21 protein-coding genes and 1 tRNA gene are annotated in these 18,383 nt (G+C 64.9%); 8 read left to right on the forward strand and 14 right to left on the reverse strand.

Features of this window, described 5'->3' with window-relative positions; all coding sequences use genetic code 11:
* From ACSLE4_RS04715 to trxA, 3 genes are all read left to right on the forward strand, one after another.
* On the forward strand, nucleotides 1–198 hold a 198-nt coding region (locus tag ACSLE4_RS04715), incomplete at its 5' end, for a hypothetical protein (RefSeq protein WP_435903323.1).
* A complete protein-coding gene (gene addA, locus ACSLE4_RS04720) occupies nucleotides 195–3,713 on the forward strand; it encodes a double-strand break repair helicase AddA (RefSeq protein ID WP_435903324.1) in 3,519 nt (1,172 codons plus the stop codon). The genes ACSLE4_RS04715 and addA, both read left to right, overlap by 4 nt.
* Before the next feature lie 76 nt (nucleotides 3,714–3,789).
* Entirely contained in the window at nucleotides 3,790–4,122 is a 333-nt protein-coding gene (gene trxA / locus ACSLE4_RS04725; RefSeq protein ID WP_435903325.1) for a thioredoxin, read from the forward strand.
* 6 nt (nucleotides 4,123–4,128) lie between these two features.
* Here trxA and ACSLE4_RS04730 read toward each other — a convergent pair whose 3' ends face one another.
* From ACSLE4_RS04730 to aroA, 12 genes are all read right to left on the reverse strand, one after another.
* Nucleotides 4,129–5,424, reverse strand: coding sequence for a bifunctional folylpolyglutamate synthase/dihydrofolate synthase (locus tag ACSLE4_RS04730; protein ID WP_435903326.1), 1,296 nt, complete (start codon nucleotides 5,422–5,424; stop codon nucleotides 4,129–4,131).
* Nucleotides 5,425–5,491: 67 nt separating this feature from the next.
* Nucleotides 5,492–6,541 carry an acetyl-CoA carboxylase, carboxyltransferase subunit beta gene (gene accD / locus ACSLE4_RS04735; RefSeq protein ID WP_435903327.1) on the reverse strand — a complete coding sequence of 350 codons (1,050 nt, stop codon included), beginning with the start codon at nucleotides 6,539–6,541 and terminating at the stop codon, nucleotides 5,492–5,494.
* A gap of 28 nt (nucleotides 6,542–6,569) precedes the next feature.
* Nucleotides 6,570–7,406, reverse strand: a complete 837-nt coding sequence (gene trpA / locus ACSLE4_RS04740; RefSeq protein WP_435903328.1) for a tryptophan synthase subunit alpha — start codon at nucleotides 7,404–7,406, stop codon at nucleotides 6,570–6,572.
* Nucleotides 7,403–8,632: a tryptophan synthase subunit beta gene (trpB, locus tag ACSLE4_RS04745; protein WP_435903329.1), complete on the reverse strand. Its 1,230-nt coding sequence runs from the start codon at nucleotides 8,630–8,632 to the stop codon at nucleotides 7,403–7,405. Before trpB ends, trpA begins: the two co-directional genes overlap by 4 nt.
* Nucleotides 8,629–9,288 (reverse strand): phosphoribosylanthranilate isomerase, encoded by a 660-nt coding sequence (locus ACSLE4_RS04750; protein ID WP_435903330.1) that lies wholly within the window; start codon nucleotides 9,286–9,288, stop codon nucleotides 8,629–8,631. The genes trpB and ACSLE4_RS04750 overlap by 4 nt, the downstream gene beginning before the upstream one ends.
* Before the next feature lie 121 nt (nucleotides 9,289–9,409).
* A complete protein-coding gene (locus ACSLE4_RS04755) occupies nucleotides 9,410–9,643 on the reverse strand; it encodes a hypothetical protein (protein WP_435903331.1) in 234 nt (77 codons plus the stop codon).
* A gap of 8 nt (nucleotides 9,644–9,651) precedes the next feature.
* The gene (locus ACSLE4_RS04760; protein ID WP_435903332.1) at nucleotides 9,652–9,999 is read right to left on the reverse strand and encodes a lipopolysaccharide assembly protein LapA domain-containing protein; all 348 of its coding nucleotides are present in this window, start codon (nucleotides 9,997–9,999) and stop codon (nucleotides 9,652–9,654) included.
* Between the two features lie 26 nt (nucleotides 10,000–10,025).
* Nucleotides 10,026–10,325 carry an integration host factor subunit beta gene (ihfB, locus tag ACSLE4_RS04765; RefSeq protein ID WP_435903333.1) on the reverse strand — a complete coding sequence of 100 codons (300 nt, stop codon included), beginning with the start codon at nucleotides 10,323–10,325 and terminating at the stop codon, nucleotides 10,026–10,028.
* Between the two features lie 52 nt (nucleotides 10,326–10,377).
* A complete protein-coding gene (gene sppA, locus ACSLE4_RS04770; protein ID WP_435903334.1) occupies nucleotides 10,378–11,340 on the reverse strand; it encodes a signal peptide peptidase SppA in 963 nt (320 codons plus the stop codon).
* 73 nt (nucleotides 11,341–11,413) lie between these two features.
* A complete protein-coding gene (gene rpsA / locus ACSLE4_RS04775) occupies nucleotides 11,414–13,288 on the reverse strand; it encodes a 30S ribosomal protein S1 (protein ID WP_435903335.1) in 1,875 nt (624 codons plus the stop codon).
* Nucleotides 13,289–13,473: 185 nt separating this feature from the next.
* A complete protein-coding gene (gene cmk, locus ACSLE4_RS04780; RefSeq protein WP_435903336.1) occupies nucleotides 13,474–14,115 on the reverse strand; it encodes a (d)CMP kinase in 642 nt (213 codons plus the stop codon).
* Nucleotides 14,112–15,425, reverse strand: a complete 1,314-nt coding sequence (gene aroA, locus ACSLE4_RS04785; RefSeq protein ID WP_435903337.1) for a 3-phosphoshikimate 1-carboxyvinyltransferase — start codon at nucleotides 15,423–15,425, stop codon at nucleotides 14,112–14,114. The genes cmk and aroA overlap by 4 nt, the downstream gene beginning before the upstream one ends.
* Before the next feature lie 98 nt (nucleotides 15,426–15,523).
* Between aroA and ACSLE4_RS04790 the strand changes: the two genes are divergently transcribed.
* Nucleotides 15,524–15,931, forward strand: coding sequence for a TIGR02300 family protein (locus tag ACSLE4_RS04790; protein ID WP_435903338.1), 408 nt, complete (start codon nucleotides 15,524–15,526; stop codon nucleotides 15,929–15,931).
* A gap of 143 nt (nucleotides 15,932–16,074) precedes the next feature.
* A tRNA-Ala gene (locus ACSLE4_RS04795) sits at nucleotides 16,075–16,150 on the forward strand.
* 18 nt (nucleotides 16,151–16,168) lie between these two features.
* On the opposite strand, the gene ACSLE4_RS04800 is transcribed toward ACSLE4_RS04795, so the two are convergent.
* Together ACSLE4_RS04800 and ACSLE4_RS04805 are read right to left on the reverse strand one after the other, a co-directional pair.
* Nucleotides 16,169–16,450 carry a DUF4242 domain-containing protein gene (locus ACSLE4_RS04800; RefSeq protein WP_435903339.1) on the reverse strand — a complete coding sequence of 94 codons (282 nt, stop codon included), beginning with the start codon at nucleotides 16,448–16,450 and terminating at the stop codon, nucleotides 16,169–16,171.
* A gap of 4 nt (nucleotides 16,451–16,454) precedes the next feature.
* Nucleotides 16,455–17,054, reverse strand: a complete 600-nt coding sequence (locus ACSLE4_RS04805) for a TetR/AcrR family transcriptional regulator (RefSeq protein ID WP_435903340.1) — start codon at nucleotides 17,052–17,054, stop codon at nucleotides 16,455–16,457.
* A 172-nt stretch (nucleotides 17,055–17,226) separates the two neighbouring features.
* Here ACSLE4_RS04805 and ACSLE4_RS04810 point away from each other — a divergent pair, with 172 nt between their 5' ends.
* From ACSLE4_RS04810 to ACSLE4_RS04820, 3 genes are all read left to right on the forward strand, one after another.
* On the forward strand, nucleotides 17,227–17,466 hold the full coding sequence (locus tag ACSLE4_RS04810; RefSeq protein WP_435903341.1) for a hypothetical protein: 240 nt from the start codon (nucleotides 17,227–17,229) through the stop codon (nucleotides 17,464–17,466).
* Nucleotides 17,467–17,567: 101 nt separating this feature from the next.
* Entirely contained in the window at nucleotides 17,568–17,978 is a 411-nt protein-coding gene (locus ACSLE4_RS04815; RefSeq protein WP_435903342.1) for an Hsp20 family protein, read from the forward strand.
* 49 nt (nucleotides 17,979–18,027) lie between these two features.
* Nucleotides 18,028–18,294, forward strand: a complete 267-nt coding sequence (locus tag ACSLE4_RS04820) for a DUF1150 family protein (protein ID WP_435903343.1) — start codon at nucleotides 18,028–18,030, stop codon at nucleotides 18,292–18,294.
* Nucleotides 18,295–18,383: the final 89 nt, after the last annotated feature.

Here is an 18,383-nt window from a genome sequence, read left to right on the forward strand (position 1 = left end):
GCGGCTGACGTCCTCTCCGCCAAGGCGCGCGAGGACTTGGAAAAGCTCGTGGTTCACTTCGCGGACCCCGCGACCCCTTACGAGGTGAAGCGGCGCGCTGGCGCGGCCTTCACCAGCGCCTACCGGCATGACGACTACGAGCATCTGGCGCGCGTGCAGGAATGGCTGACGCAAGAGGCCGAGGAAGAGTGGCGATGAGCGGCGCACCCGAACTCCTGCATGAGGCCGACGCCAATCAGGCGCGCGCTTCCGATCCGGGCGCCTCCGCCTGGGTCTCGGCCAATGCGGGCACGGGTAAGACCGCCGTCTTGGTGAAGCGGGTGTTGCGCCTGCTGCTGGCGGGCTCCCGGCCTGAGAGCATCTTGTGCTTGACCTACACCAAGACCGCCGCGGCGGAGATGCAGAACCGCTTGCTCAAGGAGCTCGCCGGCTGGGCCACGATGACCGACGAGGATCTTCGCAAGGCCTTGTCGAAGCTCATGGAGGCCCCACCCGAGAACGAAGACTTGCGGGCCGCGCGGCGGCTGTTCGCCTGCGCCCTCGAAGCGCGGGGCGGGCTGAAGATCCATACCATTCACGGCTTCTGCGAGCGCCTGCTCCAGCGCTTTCCGCTGGAGGCAATGGTGACGCCGCATTTCACGGTGCTCGACGAGCAAAGCGCTGTGCTCCACAAGCGCGATGCCTTCGACGCCGTGGTGACCCGCGCGGCGGACGCGCCCGACAGCGCGCTGGGGCTCGCACTCGCCAAGATCATCGGACTGACTAGCGAGGACTATTTCCGCCAGGTGGTGAACGTCGTGCTGCTGAAGCGCGCGGAACTCACCCGCATGATGGCGCTGCACGACAGCCTTGAGGATTGGGCGGCCGCGGAAGCCGAGGCCCTGAAGCAATTCCTCGGCGTGGCCGACACGGAAGAGGACGCCATAGTCGCTGCACAGGCCGCGGCGCTTTCGGACGATCAGATCGATGCGGCGATAGCCGCTCTCTCGGCCTACGGCGGTAGCGCCAAGACCGATAAGGACCTGGAGGCCTCCCTAACCAGCGCCAGGCGCAGCAAGCGCGAAGGCCGCACGGCCGCCTTGCGGTCGGTGTTTCTCACCCAGAAGGGCGAGCCGCGGGCAAGCGTTTACACCAAAGGCTTCGGCAACGATGCACCCGGCATCGCCGCGATCCTCGATGAGGCGAAGGTCGCTTTCGCCGGTCTGCAAATGAATTTGGCGCATCTGCGCGTGGCGGAGGCCAGCGGGGCCGTTATCGCCCTCGCGGACGCGATCCAAGCCGAATACGAGCGGCGCAAGCGCGACGAAGCGGCGCTCGACTACGACGATCTCATCGTCAAGGCGCAGATGCTGCTGTCGCGCTCGGGCGCGGCCGCCTGGGTGCTCTACAAGATCGATGGCGGTGTGGACCACATTTTGGTGGACGAGGCGCAGGACACGAACCCGGATCAATGGTCGATCATCGAGGCGCTGGCGGAGGAGTTCTTCGCCGGGCGCGGGGCGAGCGATCGGCTCCGTACGCTGTTCGCCGTCGGCGACGAAAAGCAATCGATCTACAGCTTCCAAGGGGCGAACCCGGCGCGGTTCGGCGCGGTGGGCAGCAAGTTCCGCAAGCGGGCGCGCGACGCGCAGACAGAATGGTACGAAGTGCCGCTCAACGTCTCCTTCCGCTCCACCGTGCCGGTGCTCGACGCCGTGGATCATGTCTTTGCGCAAAGCACTGCGGCACAGGGGCTGACCTTCGTCGAGAACGCAATCATCAAGCATCATGCCTTCCGGCAGGGCGATGCCGGCCTGGTCGAGCTCTGGGAGGTCGAGACCACCGAGAAGCCCGAGCCTGCGCCGCCTTTCGAGCCCTGGAACGAGGATGTGACCGGCGCGAGCGCCATCGATGCGTTGTGCAAGCGCATTGCGAAGCTCATCAAGGGCTGGCTCGACAGCAATGAGCCGCTCGCCTCGCAAGGGCGCCCGATTCAAGCCGGCGACATTCTGATCTTGGTGCGCCGCCGCGATCCGTTCACCGCGCCGATGATCCGCGCGCTGAAGCACGCGAAGGTCCCCGTCGCAGGCGCCGACCGCATGCGGCTGATGGACCAGCTCGCCGTGAAGGACCTCGTTGCGCTCGCCGATGTGCTGCTCATGCCGGAAGACGATCTGGCGCTCGCCGTGGTGCTGAAAAGCCCGCTGTTCGACCTCGACGACGAGGCGCTGTTCGATCTCGCTTATGAGCGCGGCAGGGCTTCTTTGTGGTCGGTGCTGAAGGACAAGGCGCGGGAGGACGCGCGCTTCGAGGAAGCGGCGGCGCGCATCGCGGACTGGCTCGGCCAGGCCGACACACTGCCGCCTTACGAGTTCTTCGCGGGCCTGCTCGGCGCCGAGGGCCAAAAGATGCGCAAGCGCATGTTGACACGGCTCGGGCCGGAAGCCGCGGAGGCGATCGATGAGTTTCTCGATACCGCGCTCGCTTTCGACCGCGACGCGACGCCGTCGCTGCAAGGCTTCGTCCACGATTTGCGCAACGGCGTGATCGACATCAAGCGCGACATGGACCAGGACCGAGACGAGGTCCGCATCATGACGGTGCACGGCGCCAAGGGTCTGCAAGCGCCCATCGTGATCTTGCCGGACACCTGCGCCAACCCGCGCGGCCAAGGCCCGCGCGTCTTCGAAGCGGCACGGCCGGGCTATCCGCCCGACGCAGCCTGTCATCTCCTCTGGCCGCCGAAGGGCCATTCCAACGTGCCAGGACTCTTGCCGGCAAAAAGTGCGGCGGACCAGGCGGACAGCGAGGAATATCACCGGCTGCTCTACGTGGCGATGACGCGGGCGCGCGACCGGCTCTATGTCTGCGGCTGGCAAGGGGTCCGCCAGCGCGAGGGCAATTGCTGGTACGACCTCATCGAACAGGGTCTGAGACCGCATCTCACCCAGACAGCCGGAGAAGACGGCCCGGTCCGGCGCATGCTCTCCGAACAACAGAAGCCCGTGGAGGCGGCGAAGACGGAGAAAGTGTCGCCCGCCGTGCCACCTTTGCCGGATTGGGCCCTTAAGCCCGCGCCGTATGAACGCGTGCGCACGCGGCTCGCGCCCTCGCGGCTCGCCCTCAATGCCAAAGGCGGCGGCGCGTTCGGCGCGGAGCAAGCCCCCCTCGGACCGAAGGCGCTTGCCGAGGATCTGCGCTTTGCCCGCGGGCGGCTGGTGCATGCGCTGCTCCAGCACCTGCCGGAGGTGGCATCAGAGGATCGGGAGCGTGCCGCGCGGACATTCGTGGCCATGCGCGGCGGCGGGCTTCCCGAGGCGCTCAGAGAGGAGATCGTCGCCGAATCGCTCGCCATCGTCCGGGACGAGACTTTCGCCCCGCTGTTCCGGCCCGGCAGCCTGGCCGAGGTTCCAGTGGTGGCGCGAATCGGTGAGGGTGAGTCCAGCTTCGACCTTGAGGGTCAGATCGACCGCCTCGCCATTCTCGACGAGGGTCTTCTCATCCTCGACTACAAAACCAATCGTCCGCCGCCCTCAACCGAAGCAGACGTGGCACGGGCCTATATCAATCAGCTCGCGGCCTACCGGCTGGCGCTTCTCAGGATGTTCCCGCAGAAATCCGTGCGCGCGGCGCTTCTCTGGACCGATGGGCCGCGCCTCATGGAGATCTCTTCAACTTTGCTTGATACGGCTGAGCGCGACATGTTGAGCAGGCTGGCAGCCTTGACGCCTTAGGGGGGCGCACCTAGGTTCCGGTGGCTAGACCGGCGGTCTTTGACAGACCTTGGCCGGCGACGAGGAGAGAAAGTTCATGGCGACTGAGAAGGTTTCCGACGACACATTCGAAGCCGAGGTGCTGAAGTCCTCGACCCCCGTTGTCGTCGATTTTTGGGCCGAATGGTGCGGACCCTGCCGGCAGATCGGGCCCGCGCTCGAAGAGATCGCCAAGGAGCTGGACGGCAAGGTGAAGATCACCAAGCTCAATATCGACGAGAGCCCCCGCACGCCGGGCACCTACAACGTCCGGGCCATCCCGACGCTGATCCTGTTCAAGGACGGAGAAGTCGTGGATACGCTTCGGGGCGCCTATCCGAAGAACCATCTGGCGGCGTGGATCGGCGGCGCCATCGACGGCACCGCGTAACCCATTTCACGCATGCAGCTTGAGGACGTGGCCCGCAAGGTAGAGCGAGCCGCAGATCAGGACGCGCGGCGGCTCACCGCCTGAGGCGGAGCGGAGCAGCGCCTCAGGCACGCTATTGACCGCCACGGCGTCGAACCCTTCCGCGCGGGCGATCTCGGCTAGCGGTTCGGCGGCGAAGGCGTTGGGTTCTCCCGGGATCGGCACGGTGTAGACACGCTCCACCAGCCCCTTGAACGGGGCGATGAAGCGCTGCGCGTCCTTGGTTTCCATCATGCCCCAGACGACATGCACCGGGCGCGGCACGCGTTCGTCGAGCGCGGCCAGCGTATCGGCCACGGCCTGGCCGCCCGCCTCGTTGTGGCCGCCGTCCAGCCAGATCTCGGTGCCCTCGGCCGCGTAGGCGTGCAGTCCGCCGACGGACAGCCGCTCAAGCCGGGCAGGCCAGTGTGCATTCGTAATGCCGTCCTCGAGGGCGCGCTGGGTCAGGGCCTCGCCAAAGGCGACACTCGCCGCGGCGATCGCCGTGCCGGCATTGTCGATCTGGTGTCGGCCGGCAAGCCGCGGGAGAGGCAGATCGAGCAGGCGCGAGGCGGTCTGGAACACCAGACGTCCCTGCTGCTCGAACGTGTCGAAATCGCGCCCGAACACATGGAGCGGCGCGCCGACCTGCTCCGCCCGGCGCGCGATCACTTCGAACGCTTCCGCCTCCTGGCGCCCGACGATGCAAGGAACGCCCGGCTTCAGAATGCCGGCCTTCTCACCCGCGATCTCGGCAAGCGTCTCGCCCAGAAACGACACATGATCGATAGAGATCGGCGTGATGATGGTGAGCAGCGGCTTGTCGACCATGTTGGTGGCGTCGAGCCGGCCGCCGAGCCCGGTCTCCAGCAGCAGAAGATCGGCGGGCGCCTCGGCGAAGGCGAGGAAGGCCGCGGCCGTGGTGATCTCGAACAGCGTGATGAGCTCGCCGCTATTGGCGGCCTCGGCGCGCGCCAGACAGTCGACCAGGACCTCCTCGCTGATCGGCGCGGCCCCATGCGGGCCCGCGAGCACGATGCGCTCGTGGAAATCGACGAGATGCGGCGAGGTGTAAACATGCGCGCCCTTGCCCATCGATTCCGCGATGGCGCGCAAGAAGGCGAGCGTCGATCCCTTACCATTGGTTCCGGCGACATGCACCACGGGCGGCAGCTTGTCTTGCGGACTGCCCAGCGCGGCCAGCAGACGCTCGATGCGTCCCAGCGACAGGTCGATCGACTGCGGGTGGAGCGCCTTCAGCCGTTCCAGCAGCGTATCGCTCATAGCCGAGCGTGGGCGGGGTGATGAGCCCCCGGCGCTGTAGGGGAGTGTCGTCAAACCTTACGAGACCTTAGGCGTTCTGCGGCGGAGATTGATTAGCGCCATTCCCGGGGGCGTCCGTCAAGGCCTCGTCTTCTTCCCCGTCCTCGGCCGGCTCGGTGGGCTCGGTGGGCTCGGCCGCGAGGCCGTTTCCGCTCTTGGCCTTGCCGTCCAGCGGCAGCGTTGGCTGCATTTCGTCTTCAGCGACAACCGGGATCTCGCTATCGCGAGCGAGGCGATGGGTCAGCAGGTTGCACAGGCGCGCAAGCGTGCCGCGGAGATCGTGGCGATGCACGACCATATCCACCATGCCGTGGTCGTGAAGATATTCGGAGCGCTGGAACCCGTTCGGCAATTGCTCGCGGATGGTCTGCTCGATGACGCGCGGTCCGGCAAAACCAATGAGTGCGCCGGGCTCGGCGATGTGAACGTCGCCCAGCATCGCATAGGACGCGGTGACGCCGCCGGTGGTCGGGTTGGTCAGCACGACGATGTAGGGAAGCCTCGCCTCGCGCAGTTCCTCCACGGCGACTGTGGTGCGCGGCATCTGCATGAGCGAGAGAATGCCCTCCTGCATGCGCGCGCCGCCCGAAGCGGCAAACAGAATGAACGGGGCCTGGCGCACGAGCGCGGCGCGCATCGAAGCGATCACCGCCTCGCCCGCGCCGGTGCCGAGCGAGCCGACCATGAAGTCGAAGTCCTGCACGGCGGACACGACCGTGTCCCCATGAAGCTTGCCGATGCCGGCGTGCACCGCGTCGTTGAGACCGGTCTTTGAGCGCGCATCCTTGAGGCGGTCGGTGTAGCGGCGCTCGTCGCGGAACTTGAGCGGGTCCAGCGGCACGTCGGGCAAATGGAGCGCCGCGTATTTGCCGTCGTCGAACAACGCCTTGAGGCGCGCCGGCGCCGACATGCGCATGTGATAGTTGGAGCCTGGAACAACGAACTGGTTCGCCTCCAGATCCTTGTAGTAGATCATCTGCCCGGTCTCCGGGCACTTCACCCAGAGATTGTCCGGCATATCCTTCTTGCGAAGGATGTTGCGGATTTTGGGTCTGACGACGCTATTGATCCAGTTCACTGGTCCAACTCTCTAAAAATATGCCGCTCTAGACCGCCGCCGCCTCGGCCGGCTGGCGCAACGCCGCCGACAAGTGCTCGACAAGCCCCAACAGCTTCGGCTTGGTCTCGCCGGTCGCTTTGCCGTCCGCGTCTAGGCTCTCGGCGATTGCCGCGACGAGCGCCGAGCCGACGACAACGCCTTCGGCGACTTCCGCCAAATCGCGTACCTGCTCCGGGCTCTTCACGCCGAAGCCGATGGCAATCGGTAAATCGGTATGTGCCTTGATGCGTTCAACATGGGCGCCGACCGAAATGACATCCGGGGCGGCGGTGCCGGTGATGCCGGCAATCGAAACGTAATAGACGAAGCCCGAAGTGTTCGCGAGCACGGCCGGCAGACGCCTGGCGTCCGTCGTGGGCGTAGCGAGGCGAATGAGGTTCAGGCCGGCCGCAGCCGCGGCGGGCCGCAGCTCTTCGTCCTCTTCCGGCGGCAGGTCCACAATAATCAGCCCATCGGCCCCGGCTTCGCTTGCGTCAGCGACGAAGCGGTCCACCGGATAGACATAGATTGGGTTGTAATAACCCATGAGCACAACCGGAGTGATTTGGTCCTCTTTACGGAACTCCCTAACGAGGGAGAGCGTCTTTTTCATGGTCTGGCCGGCCTTCAGCGCGCGCAAGGACGAGGCCTGGATGGCGGGGCCGTCCGCCATGGGGTCGGAAAACGGCATGCCGAGCTCGATGACGTCGGCGCCGGCGGCGGGGAGCCCCTTGAGCAGGGCGAGCGAGGTATCGTAATCGGGATCGCCGGCCGTGATGAAGGTGACGAGGCCGGAGCGTCCTTCCCGCTTTAAGGCGGCAAATGTTTTGTCGATCCTCGTCATGACTGTTCTCTCGCGCTCAGATAGTTCGCGACGGAGTCGAGATCCTTGTCGCCACGGCCTGAGAGATTGATCACCATCAAGTGGTCTTTGGGCTTCGTCGCGGCGATGTCGAACATGCGGGCAAGAGCGTGCGCTGGCTCCAGCGCTGGGATGATGCCTTCGAGCTTGCTGCAAAGCTGAAACGCGGCGACAGCCTCGTCGTCGGTCGCCGAGAGAAAATTCACCCGTTTGACGTCGTTGAGCCAGGCGTGCTCGGGCCCGATGCCGGGGTAATCGAGTCCGGCCGAGATCGAATGCGCCTCTTCGATCTGACCGTCTTCGTCCATCAGCAAGTAGGTGCGATTGCCGTGCAGTACGCCGGGCTTGCCACCCGCGATCGAGGCCGCGTGCTGACCGCTGCCAAGGCCGTGGCCGGCCGCCTCAACCCCGTAGATTTCGATCTCCGGCTCATCGAGGAACGGGTGGAATAGCCCCATGGCGTTAGACCCGCCGCCGATGCAGGCAATGAGCGAGTCCGGCAGCCGGCCTTCGGCTTCCAGCATCTGCTCGCGTGTCTCGCGGCCGATGATGCTCTGAAAATCGCGCACCATGGCTGGATAAGGGTGCGGGCCGGCGACCGTGCCGATGCAATAGAACGTGTCGTGGACGTTGGCGACCCAGTCGCGCAATGCATCGTTCATCGCGTCCTTCAGCGTCTTGGAACCCGATTCGACGGGACGAATCTCGGCGCCGAGTATCTTCATGCGCAAGACGTTCGGCTTCTGCCGGGCCACGTCCACGGCCCCCATGTAAATCACGCAGGGCAAACCGAACTTGGCGCACAATGTTGCCGTCGCCACGCCGTGCATGCCGGCGCCCGTCTCGGCGATGACGCGCGTCTTGCCCATGCGCAAGGCCAGCATGATTTGGCCGAGCACATTGTTCACCTTGTGAGCGCCGGTATGATTGAGTTCCTCGCGCTTGAAATAGATCTTCGCGCCGCCGCAATGTTGCGTGAGCCGTTCGGCGAAATAGAGCGGCGACGGTCTTCCGACATAGGTCGCGAGATGACCGTCCATCTCGGCCTGGAACGAGGCGTCCGCCTTGGCGTCGTTGTAGGCGCGCTCGAGATCCAAGATGAGCGGCATCAGGGTCTCAGCGACGAAGCGGCCGCCATAGATCCCGAAATGCCCCTGCTCGTCGGGACCCCCGCGATAGGTGTTCAATGCATCGGTAACGGTGCTCATGAGGCCTTGGCGTGTTGTGGGGCGGCCGCTCGCGCCGCCTGAATGAATTGCGTGATGAGGGCCGCGTCTTTTTCGCCAGGCGCGGTCTCGACCCCGGAGGAGACATCGACCAGGGACGCGCCCGTTAGCGCGATCGCCTCGGCGACATTGCCGGCGTCCAGCCCGCCCGACAGCGCAAAAGGCGGTTTCGCCGACGCCAGAATGCGCCAGTCGAAGATAACCCCGTTTCCGCCGGGCAGCACCGCATCGGGGGCCGCCTTGGCATCGAACAGAATCTGATCGGCAATCCCGGCATAGGCGCGCGCCTGCGCCACGTCGGCCGGTTCGCACACGGACACCGCCTTAAACACGGAAAGACCGGTCCGCTCTTTGATGGCGGCGACCCGTTCGGGCGTCTCTTTGCCATGAAGCTGGAGAATGTCGGGGCACACCGTGCCCGCCACCGCCTCGATGAGCGCGTCGTCCGGGTCGACCATGACAGCGACCGTACCCACGCGGCCGCGTGCGGCGTCGGCCAGCGCGCCTGCCTGCTCGATCGTCAGGTTTCGCGGGCTCTTGGCGAAGATGACAAGCCCGGCCAGATCGGCGCCGGCCGCGACGGCAGCGTCGAGAATGGCAGGCGTCCGCACGCCACAGATTTTTACCTTGACCGTCACGGGGCTCTATCAGCTCTCGGGTGAGGGTTTTGCCGGCCGGATAGGCGGCTCGTGCGGGCTCACCCTATGAAATTGAGGCCTTTAAGTCCATCGCAGTGCAACATTGGCGTTGCCGATTGGTTCAAGGGGCCCTCGCATTGGGAAACGCCCTTGAGCGCCAGCGCCAGGCCGCCACACCGGCCCAGACCACCTCGAGGACGCCGAAGGGCCAGGCGCCTTGCAGGAAGCCATAGGCCGAGCCGAGCAGGCAGGCGCCCGCAAAGGCCAGGATGAACCAGTGGCTTCGGTCTTCCAGGGCATAGGTGACCAGCATGGCCGTGACCGCGACAAGGCCGAAAGCGGTGAGCGGGTCCATCGTCCCCGTCAGTCCACCGTGAGCTGTGGGCGGTGATGGGCCGGGTCCAGGCTCTCGAGCTCCTTCTCCAGCCGGTCTGCCTGACGGCGCCAATCCCGCGCCTCGCGAGCCTCCTCGCGCGCGGTGCGGCGCCACTTACCCTGATTGAGCCACGACGCGATACCGCCCACCACGAGGCCAAGCGCGAAGGCCCCGAGCAAGAACAGGAAGAAGGGCGCCTGGAGGGAGAAACTGGACCCCGCCCCGCCAAAGGGGTCGAGGATCAGCACCGCAGGCTCGCGATTGACCACGGCAAGCGCTATGAGCACCACGCCGAGCGGCACGATCACAAGTGCGAGGATGAGCTTACGCCACACGGCTGCTCCTTAGGCGACCACGGATCTCAAGTTCCGTTGTGCTCGCCGTCGGGGTTCAAGCGCTCGCGCAGTTCCTTCCCGGTCTTGAAGAAGGGCACGTATTTGTCCTCGACGAAGACCGTATCCCCGGTGCGCGGATTGCGGCCCTGCCGCGCCGCGCGATGCTTCACCGTGAAAGCGCCGAAGCCGCGCAACTCCACGCGGTCGCCACGGGCAAGCGCGCCCGTGATCTCATCGAGCACAATGTTGATGATACGCTCGACGTCACGATGGAAAAGATGCGGATTGGCGGCAGCCACCCGCTGAATCAATTCGGATTTGATCATTATACGCCCCACCGGGCCGCAGCCATTGGTTGCAGCTGGCCCTACGCCCCCACTAATTGGACGCAGGGTGCCAAACCGAGACAAGACCGTCAAGCTCCAGGGTCGCCGAAGCCTGACCTAGGAGAGCGGCGATCTTACTGCCAGACAAGCCAAAAATCTCCACGCCCGAGCCCAGCATCCAGCCGAAGAAGCCGCTCGACTCCGCCTTGGGCTTCCACTGGAGGACCTTGAGGCCCGCCGGGAGGCCGCGTTCCTTGGCCAACCAGCTTAAGGCCGCGCGTTCGTCGCCGATCTGATCGACGAGCTTGTAATCGACGGCTTGGCGCCCCGAGTAGATGCGTCCTTCCGTGAGACCGGGAACCGCGCTCGGCTGGATCTTCCGCCGGGTCTCGACCAAATCGACGAACCACACCTTGGCATCCTCGACCATTTCCGCGGTCACGGCGCGGGCGCGCTCGTCGGTGGGCTCAAAGGGGCTCGGCACGGCCTTCAAGGGGCCGCTCTTGACCTCCTCGACCTCGATGCCGAGCGTATTGAGGAGTTCGATGACGTTGACCCACTGGAAGATGACGCCCACGGAACCCGTGATGGTGTTGCCGTAGACGAAGATGCGGTCGGTGGCGAGCGCCACGATATAAGCGGCGGAGGTGGCAAGCGTGCCGCAGGTAGCGACGACCGGCTTCTTCTGCGCCAGACGGCGAATGGCATCGTACATGGCCTCGCCACCGGTCGTGGTGCCGCCGGGACTGTTGATGTCGAGGATCACCGCCTTCACCTGCCTGGCCTTGCCGACCCTGTCGATCAGCTCCAGCATCTTGCGGTCGTCGGTGATGATGCCTCCGACGCTGATGCGGGCGACGTGGGGCAGAATACTGGTAGAGCCCGCCAATTGCCGGTTGCCGAAGACGATCAGTCCCACAAACAACAGACCGAGCACCACCGCAGCGATGCGCCAGATCGTAACCCGGCGCTTGAGGCGGCGGCGCTCGATCACGCTTTCGGCGTCGAGACCCATGTTTCGCTCAGGCTCTTAGTCGGGCCGTATGCCCGCTCAATGGTGGAGATCGGACGGCCTCGCGGGCCGCCGCCTACTCGTCGGACGATGCCTCGGTTCCCGCCGTTTCGTCGTCCGTTTTGCTCTTGGCCGCGCGCTTGCGCTTCGGCTTGGCGGCAGGCTCTTCCTCCGCCTCGACCGCTTCGACCGCTTCGACCGTCTCGCCTTCTTCGTCTTCGTCTTCGTCTTCGTCCTCGCCGCCCTTGGCCTTGTTCAAGGCTGCGCCGAGAATGTCACCGAGGGACGCACCGGAATCCGTCGAACCGTATTGGGCCACGGCCTCCTTCTCCTCGGCGATCTCGAGCGCCTTGATGGACGCGCTGATCTTGCGCGTCTTGGCGTCGACCTGGGTCACGACCGCGTCGAACTTCTCGCCGACGCCGAAGCGATCCGGTCGTTGCTCGGACCGGTCGCGGGACAGATCGGAGCGGCGGATGAAGGTCGTGAGGTCGTGGTCCAGCAGCTTCGCCTCGATGCCGTTGTCCTTGACGGCGGTCACCTCGCAGGTGACGCGCATGCCCTTCTTCAGCTTGTCCGAAGTGGCCGCGCCCTCGAACGGATCGGGGGTAAGCTGCTTGATACCGAGGCTGATGCGCTCCTTATCGGAGTCGGCTTCCAGCACGACGGCCTTAACCGTGTCGCCCTTCTTAAATTCCTTGAGGGCGTCCTCCCCAGACTTGGACCAATCCAAATCCGACAGATGGACCATGCCGTCGATGCCCCCATCGAGACCGACGAACAGGCCGAATTCGGTGATGTTGCGGACGTCGCCCTCGATGACGGCGCCAGCCTCGTGGCTGCCGGCGAAGGCGACCCAGGGATTTTCCTGGGTCTGCTTGAGGCCAAGGGAAATGCGGCGCTTGTCGGGATCGACCTCGAGCACCTGGACCTCGACCTCCTGGCTCGTGGAGATGATCTTGCCGGGATGAATGTTCTTCTTCGTCCAGCTCATCTCCGAAACGTGGATCAGACCCTCGACGCCCGGCTCCAGCTCCACGAAGGCGCCGTAGTCGGTGATGTTGGTGACCGTGCCGTTGAAGCGCGCATCCACCGGATACTTGGCGGCGATGCCTTCCCAGGGGTCGGACTCGAGCTGCTTGATGCCGAGGCTGATGCGCTGGGTTTCCGAGTTGATGCGGATGATCTGCACCTTCACCGTGTCGCCGACATTGACGATCTCGCTCGGATGGTTGACGCGGCGCCATGCCATGTCGGTGACATGCAACAGGCCGTCGATACCGCCGAGATCGATAAACGCGCCGTAGTCGGTGATGTTCTTGACCACGCCGTCGATCACTTGGCCCTCTTCGAGGCGGGCGACGATCTCACTGCGCTTCTCGGCCCGGGTCTCCTCGAGCACCGAGCGGCGGGAGACGACGATATTACCGCGGCGGCGATCCATCTTGAGGATCTGGAAGGGCTGCGGCGTGTTCATCAGCGGACCGACGTCGCGGATCGGCCGGATGTCGACCTGGCTGCCGGGAAGGAACGCCACCGCGCCGTCGAGATCGACGGTGAAGCCGCCCTTGACCCGATTGAAGATGACGCCCTCGACCTTCTCGTTGGCCTTGTATTTCTCTTCGAGCCTGACCCAGCTCTCCTCGCGGCGCGCTTTTTCGCGCGACAGCACGGCTTCGCCGGCGGAGTTCTCGACGCGCTCGAGATAGACATCGACTTCATCGCCGACGGAGAGTTCGGACGGGCGGCCCGGGAGACTGAACTCCTTTAGAGGAATGCGGCCTTCGGTCTTCAGGCCGACGTCGATGACCGCCACATCCTTTTCGATGCTGGCGACGGTGCCCTTGACCACACTGCCTTCCTGAAGCGCTGCGCCGGACAGAGATTCCTCAAGGAGGGCTGCGAACTCGTCGTGGCTCGGTTGGCTAATGCTGGTCTGCGGTTCGGTCATCTAAACTCCTACTCGACGTTCAACCTGGTCTTCGTGCCTGCGCTGAACCCGAGGCTTGATGTTGATCCAATGCGGCGAAAGCTGGCGAAACCCTGATAGGCGGCCATTCCTGGCAGCCCGGTCCGCTCGCTTGCCCCGCGGAAGTCATTTAAAAGGTGATGTGCCAATGCCAAATGGGCACGGCCTCAACCGGCCCGCCCCGCATCGCCCATCGCAGCCTCGATCAAATCGAGAGCCGTCCTGAACGCGGCGTCTATATCCAAATTCGTGGTGTCGAGCAAGACCGCGTCTTCGGCCCGGCGCAAAGGAGAGGCGCCCCGGCTCCGGTCCCGCTCGTCCCTGGCCTCGATGTCGACCAGGACCTCCATCTCCGTGATTGCAATTCCGCCTTGGGAGAGCTCCAAAAAGCGCCGCCGGGCGCGGACTTCGGGGCTTGCGGTGACGAACAGCTTCACGTCCGCATCGGGGCAAATGACGGTGCCGATGTCCCGGCCGTCGATTACGGCGCCGGGGTTCCCATGGGCAAAAGTCCGCTGATAGGCCAGAAGCACGGTCCGTACCTCGGGATAGCGAGCCACCTGGGACGCGGCTTCGCCGACGCCCGCCTTGCGCAACGCGGGGTCGTCCAGGGTCGCCACATCCAACCGGGACGCGGCCAGGGCCGCCGCCGCGGAGTCAGCAAGATCGCCGCCCTGAGCCAGGGTGTCCCGGGCCACGGCGCGATAAAGCGCCCCCGTATCCAGATGGCGCAAGCCGTAATGGATCGCGATGCGCTTTGCGACCGTGCCCTTGCCGGAGGCCGCCGGACCGTCGATGGCGATGATCATGCGAACTCCGCTCCAAGCCCGCTCATCAGGGATACGAAGCCGGGGAAGCTCGTGGCGATCATGGCGACGTCGTCGACCGTGACCGGCTCTTGCGCGCCGAGCCCCAGCGTGAGGAAGGCCATGGCGAGACGATGGTCCATATGCGTCTCGACCCGCCCGCCGCCTCTGACGCTCCCCGCGCCTCGTACAATCAGATCGTCGGCTTCGATGCGAACTTCGACACCGCAGGCCGTCAGCCCCGCGGCGGTGGCGGCCAAGCGGTCGCTCTCCTTGAGCTTCAGCTCGGCGAGACCCACCATGTGCGTCTCCCCTTCGGCAAAAGCAGCGACCACGGCGAGCACGGGGTATTCGTCGATCATGGACGGCGCCCGCTCCGGCGGGACGCGCACACCCTTCAGCGCGCTCGCCTTCACGCGAAGATCGCCAGCCGCCTCGCCACCGGTGTCGCGCAGGTCGAGCACCTCCAGATCGGCGCCCATCTCGCGCAAGGTCTCGAAGAAGCCGGTGCGGGTGGGATTCATCAGCACGTTCTCGATCACGATTTCGGAGCCCGGACAGATGAGAGCGGCGGCCACGAGAAAAGCGGCGGAGCTCGGATCGCCCGGCACGGCGAGGTTCGCGCCGGTGAGTTCCGCGTCGCCGCACACGGTGACCGCGCGCGCGCCGTCGGCCCGGTCCTCAATCTTCAGCTCGGCGCCGAAAAAGCCGAGCATGCGCTCGGTATGGTCGCGCGTCGGCAGCGGTTCGACCACCGTGGTGCGCCCTGGCGCATGCAGCCCGGCGAGAAGGATGGACGACTTCACCTGCGCCGACGGCACGGCAAGCTCGTAGATAATTGGAATCAAGTCTTGGGTGCCCTGCACGGTGAGTGGCATCGTGTCCCGCTCGCCCTCCACTTGCAGGCCCATGGTGGTCAGAGGCTCGATCACGCGGCCCATGGGACGGCGGCACAACGAGGCATCGCCGGTGAATTCGGCGCGCATGTCGTGGCCTGCGACGACCCCGAGCATGAGACGGCTCGCCGTGCCGGAGTTGCCGAAGTCGAGGGGGGCGTCCGGCGCTCGCAGACCGCCGACACCTTGGCCGAGCACCTCGAAGACACCGCCGTCATGCGTGGCTTCGGCGCCGAGCGCCGCGACGGCCCGGGCCGTCGCCATGACATCTTCCGCTTCGAGCAGGCCCACGATACGCGTGCGGCCGGTCGCCAGCGCGCCCAGGATCAAGGCGCGATGAGAGATCGACTTGTCGCCGGGGACCCTGACACGGCCGGAAATCGGCGCAGATCGGCGAGCGGTCAGGGGCTGCGACATAGATTCTCGATTGGGCTTTGAGGGTACTCGATAGCTTTTGACACTACGCATGAGGCGTGGCAATGGGGAGTCACGCAAGGCAAGTTTTGAGGAGAGTCATGTCGAAACCCGCACGGGGGACCAAGCGCGTTTGCCCGAGCTGTGGAGCGCGGTTTTACGACCTGGGCCGTTCACCTATCACCTGCTCCGTCTGCCAAGCCGTCTATCAGATCAGCGCGCCATCGTCGCGGCGAGCCGAGCGTGCCGCGCCGGTAGCGAAGACGCCGAAGCCAGAGGCGGAGGAGAAAGAGCCGCCAATAGTGGGCGGTGCCGATGTCATTAGCCTGGACGAGGCGGCGGAAGCCGAGGAGGCCGCGGTCGATGACGAGGCGATCGTCGATCTCGGTGACGACGATGACGATATCCCGGCCGACGACGACGACGACGATACCTTCCTCGAGGCAGACGAAGAGGGTGACGACGACGTGACCGACATCGTCAAGGGCGGCCCGAAGGAAGAGTCCTAGAGCCGAGCGCGGCGAGAAGCAGCCTTCTGCCCTCGCCGGCCCTCGGATCGTATTTCGCTTGAACCCGCCGGAGACCCGGCCTAAGTGATGCGGTCTAAAATCCGGCTTCGGCCTTGGAGGGCCGCGGATTTCCCTTTGGTGAAGGGGCCATAGCTCAGTTGGGAGAGCGCGTGAATGGCATTCACGAGGTCGTCGGTTCGATCCCGTCTGGCTCCACCAAAGCCCTAGCCCGCAGCCTTAGCCGGCCGTCGCCGGGTCGATGACCTCGACGATCTCAGTGATCTTGGTTGCCGGAAAGCCGCTGAGCTCCGCGTGCTTTCTGATCGCGCCCTCATCGCTTGCGAGATAGATGCAGAAGGTCTTATCGCCGGCGACGTAGCTCTGGACCCACTGAATGTCCTTGGCGCCGATCTGGCATAGCGCCGCATTCGACTTGGCGGCGGCGCCGGCAAGCTCTTCGGCATTGAGCGTGCCGACCTTGGGAATGTCTCTTTCGATCACGAATTTCTTGAGGCTCATTTGTCTACTCCCTAGCTGGGTTGTTGGAGCTGGTTGTGCCTTGGTTCAAGCGCGACACCACCTGTTCGAAGGCGGGAGAGATGACGGAGGGATCCTTAAGCGCCCAGGCCACGAGACTTGCGCCCTCCAATGCGCTCAGAACGAGCGCCGCCGTCTCTTCCACGTCGAGGTCCGGGCTGAGCTCTCCCGCCTTCACACCGTTTTTGAGGACGGTGCGAAGCCAGGCGAGATGCAATTCGAAGAAGTGGCGCACGCGTTGCTGCATCGTGAGCGGAAGTGCCGCGGTCTCCGCCGACAACGCGCCGCACAGGGGCATCATCCCCTCGCGCATGCTTGCGGTGAAAAAGCCCGCATAGCGCCGAAGCCGGGGGATCGCCTCGCGCTCCTGCTCCAGTATCTCGGCGAGGTCCGCTTCGAACTTGACCAGGTAGGTGTCGATGAGGGCCGCCCCAAGCTCCTCCTTGGTGCGGAAGTGGTGATGGATGCTCGCCTTGCGGATGCCGATACGCTCGGCGAGGTCCGCGTAGCTGAAGGCCGCGTAGCCTTTGGTGCGCAACAGGACTTCCGTTTCCCGTAGCAGCCGCTCTCTGGTGTCCAAACTCATCGCCAATATCCCTGTCCGAAGCTACCTACCTACTAGTAGGTTCGCCTGTCAAGGGGAGGTTTGCTAGAAAAGGCGCGACACGTTTGCCTGGAAAACCCAGCTATTGTTCGCCGCGCATCGGAGGGAGAAAGAGGGCATGAGAGGCCGAGACAGATTGAAGGGACGCGACCTTATGCTGCCCCCCGTGCGGGTGCCCGCGGTCGCTTCTGGCGCACTTGCCGTCGGCGCACTTGCCCTCGGTGCGCTTGCCGTAGGCGCGCTAGCCATCGGCGCGCTCGCGATTGGCCGCTTAAGCGTGCGCCGGGCGGACATGCGGAAGCTGCATCTTGGCGAGGTCGAAATCGACGACCTGACGGTCCACCGCCTGCATGTCGTCGAGCCGGACGGCGAGGACTACGACCCGGACGCCTAGCGGCCTCCGACAACGCCGGAGCGGCACTTTGAGTCCCGGCGTGTCCTGCTTGAATTCACTGGTCGGCTTCCCATATCCGAGTTGGTTCATCAGGACATCGCATGACACTTCATGACGGCAATCTTTGGTTAAGCCTTTCAGGCGGACGCGCGACCGCGACAAAGACAGCCGAGGGCGGTTATCCGCCCTACAATATCGAACTGCTGCCCGAAGACGATGGCGGGCTTGAGGTCTTGCGGATCACACTTGCCGTCGCGGGATTTGCCCGCGACGAGCTTGACGTGAGCGTCGAGGACGGCGAGCTTCTAATCCGCGGCGTCAAGCGCGACGAAGGCGCGAAGGACTATCTTCACCGTGGCATCGCCGCGCGCCATTTCAAACGGACCTTCGCTCTTGCCAGCGGGGTCGAAGTGCGCAATGCAGAATTGCATAATGGACTCCTTGCCATTGAGCTGGAGCGGCCGCATAGGGAGAAACGAGTCCTCAAGGTGGGCATCAAGACTGCGGGTTGAATCCGCGCTTTTGCCGCGGCCAGCCTCCACATGAGGAACCGGAGTTCGAATGAACAAGATGGAAAACGAAGAGACCCGCCCGTTGATGAGCCTGAAGGAGCTAGCGCTTCTCGGCGACGGCGAGGTCGCGTATATCAAGCAGCTCGATTCCGACGCTGCGACGGAACTGTTTCCGGCCCTAGACGATGCGCCCCCGGGCATCGATCTCTATGCCGTGCTCGGTGCCGACGGCACGCCGATCGCGCTGACCGACAGCCGTGGCGCGGCCATCGCCAACGCCATCGAGAACGATCTCGTGCCGGTAAGCGTGCACTAGTTCTTCACCCTAGAAGATCACCCACCTTCCGCAACGGCGAGACCGCCATCTACGGATTCGGCGAGGCGACGAACGGAGGCCAGGCGCCA

Origin of the sequence: Methyloceanibacter sp. (assembly GCF_051306395.1) — a bacterium.
Classification (GTDB): domain Bacteria; phylum Pseudomonadota; class Alphaproteobacteria; order Rhizobiales; family Methyloligellaceae; genus Methyloceanibacter.

Bases quoted from the DNA above. Each gene is read 5' to 3' on its own strand.
- trpA (WP_435903328.1), bottom strand. From the start codon at position 7,406: ATGACGAGGATCGACAAAACATTTGCCGCCTTAAAGCGGGAAGGACGC.
- aroA (WP_435903337.1), bottom strand. From the start codon at position 15,425: ATGTCGCAGCCCCTGACCGCTCGCCGATCTGCGCCGATTTCCGGCCGT.
- ACSLE4_RS04800 (WP_435903339.1), bottom strand. From the start codon at position 16,450: ATGAGCCTCAAGAAATTCGTGATCGAAAGAGACATTCCCAAGGTCGGC.
- ACSLE4_RS04755 (WP_435903331.1), bottom strand. From the start codon at position 9,643: ATGGACCCGCTCACCGCTTTCGGCCTTGTCGCGGTCACGGCCATGCTG.
- ACSLE4_RS04815 (WP_435903342.1), top strand. From the start codon at position 17,568: ATGACACTTCATGACGGCAATCTTTGGTTAAGCCTTTCAGGCGGACGC.
- ACSLE4_RS04820 (WP_435903343.1), top strand. From the start codon at position 18,028: ATGAACAAGATGGAAAACGAAGAGACCCGCCCGTTGATGAGCCTGAAG.
- ACSLE4_RS04810 (WP_435903341.1), top strand. From the start codon at position 17,227: ATGCTGCCCCCCGTGCGGGTGCCCGCGGTCGCTTCTGGCGCACTTGCC.
- ACSLE4_RS04790 (WP_435903338.1), top strand. From the start codon at position 15,524: ATGTCGAAACCCGCACGGGGGACCAAGCGCGTTTGCCCGAGCTGTGGA.
- sppA (WP_435903334.1), bottom strand. From the start codon at position 11,340: ATGGGTCTCGACGCCGAAAGCGTGATCGAGCGCCGCCGCCTCAAGCGC.
- trpB (WP_435903329.1), bottom strand. From the start codon at position 8,632: ATGAGCACCGTTACCGATGCATTGAACACCTATCGCGGGGGTCCCGAC.
- ACSLE4_RS04730 (WP_435903326.1), bottom strand. From the start codon at position 5,424: ATGAGCGATACGCTGCTGGAACGGCTGAAGGCGCTCCACCCGCAGTCG.
- ACSLE4_RS04805 (WP_435903340.1), bottom strand. From the start codon at position 17,054: ATGAGTTTGGACACCAGAGAGCGGCTGCTACGGGAAACGGAAGTCCTG.
- trxA (WP_435903325.1), top strand. From the start codon at position 3,790: ATGGCGACTGAGAAGGTTTCCGACGACACATTCGAAGCCGAGGTGCTG.
- addA (WP_435903324.1), top strand. From the start codon at position 195: ATGAGCGGCGCACCCGAACTCCTGCATGAGGCCGACGCCAATCAGGCG.
- rpsA (WP_435903335.1), bottom strand. From the start codon at position 13,288: ATGACCGAACCGCAGACCAGCATTAGCCAACCGAGCCACGACGAGTTC.
- cmk (WP_435903336.1), bottom strand. From the start codon at position 14,115: ATGATCATCGCCATCGACGGTCCGGCGGCCTCCGGCAAGGGCACGGTC.
- ihfB (WP_435903333.1), bottom strand. From the start codon at position 10,325: ATGATCAAATCCGAATTGATTCAGCGGGTGGCTGCCGCCAATCCGCAT.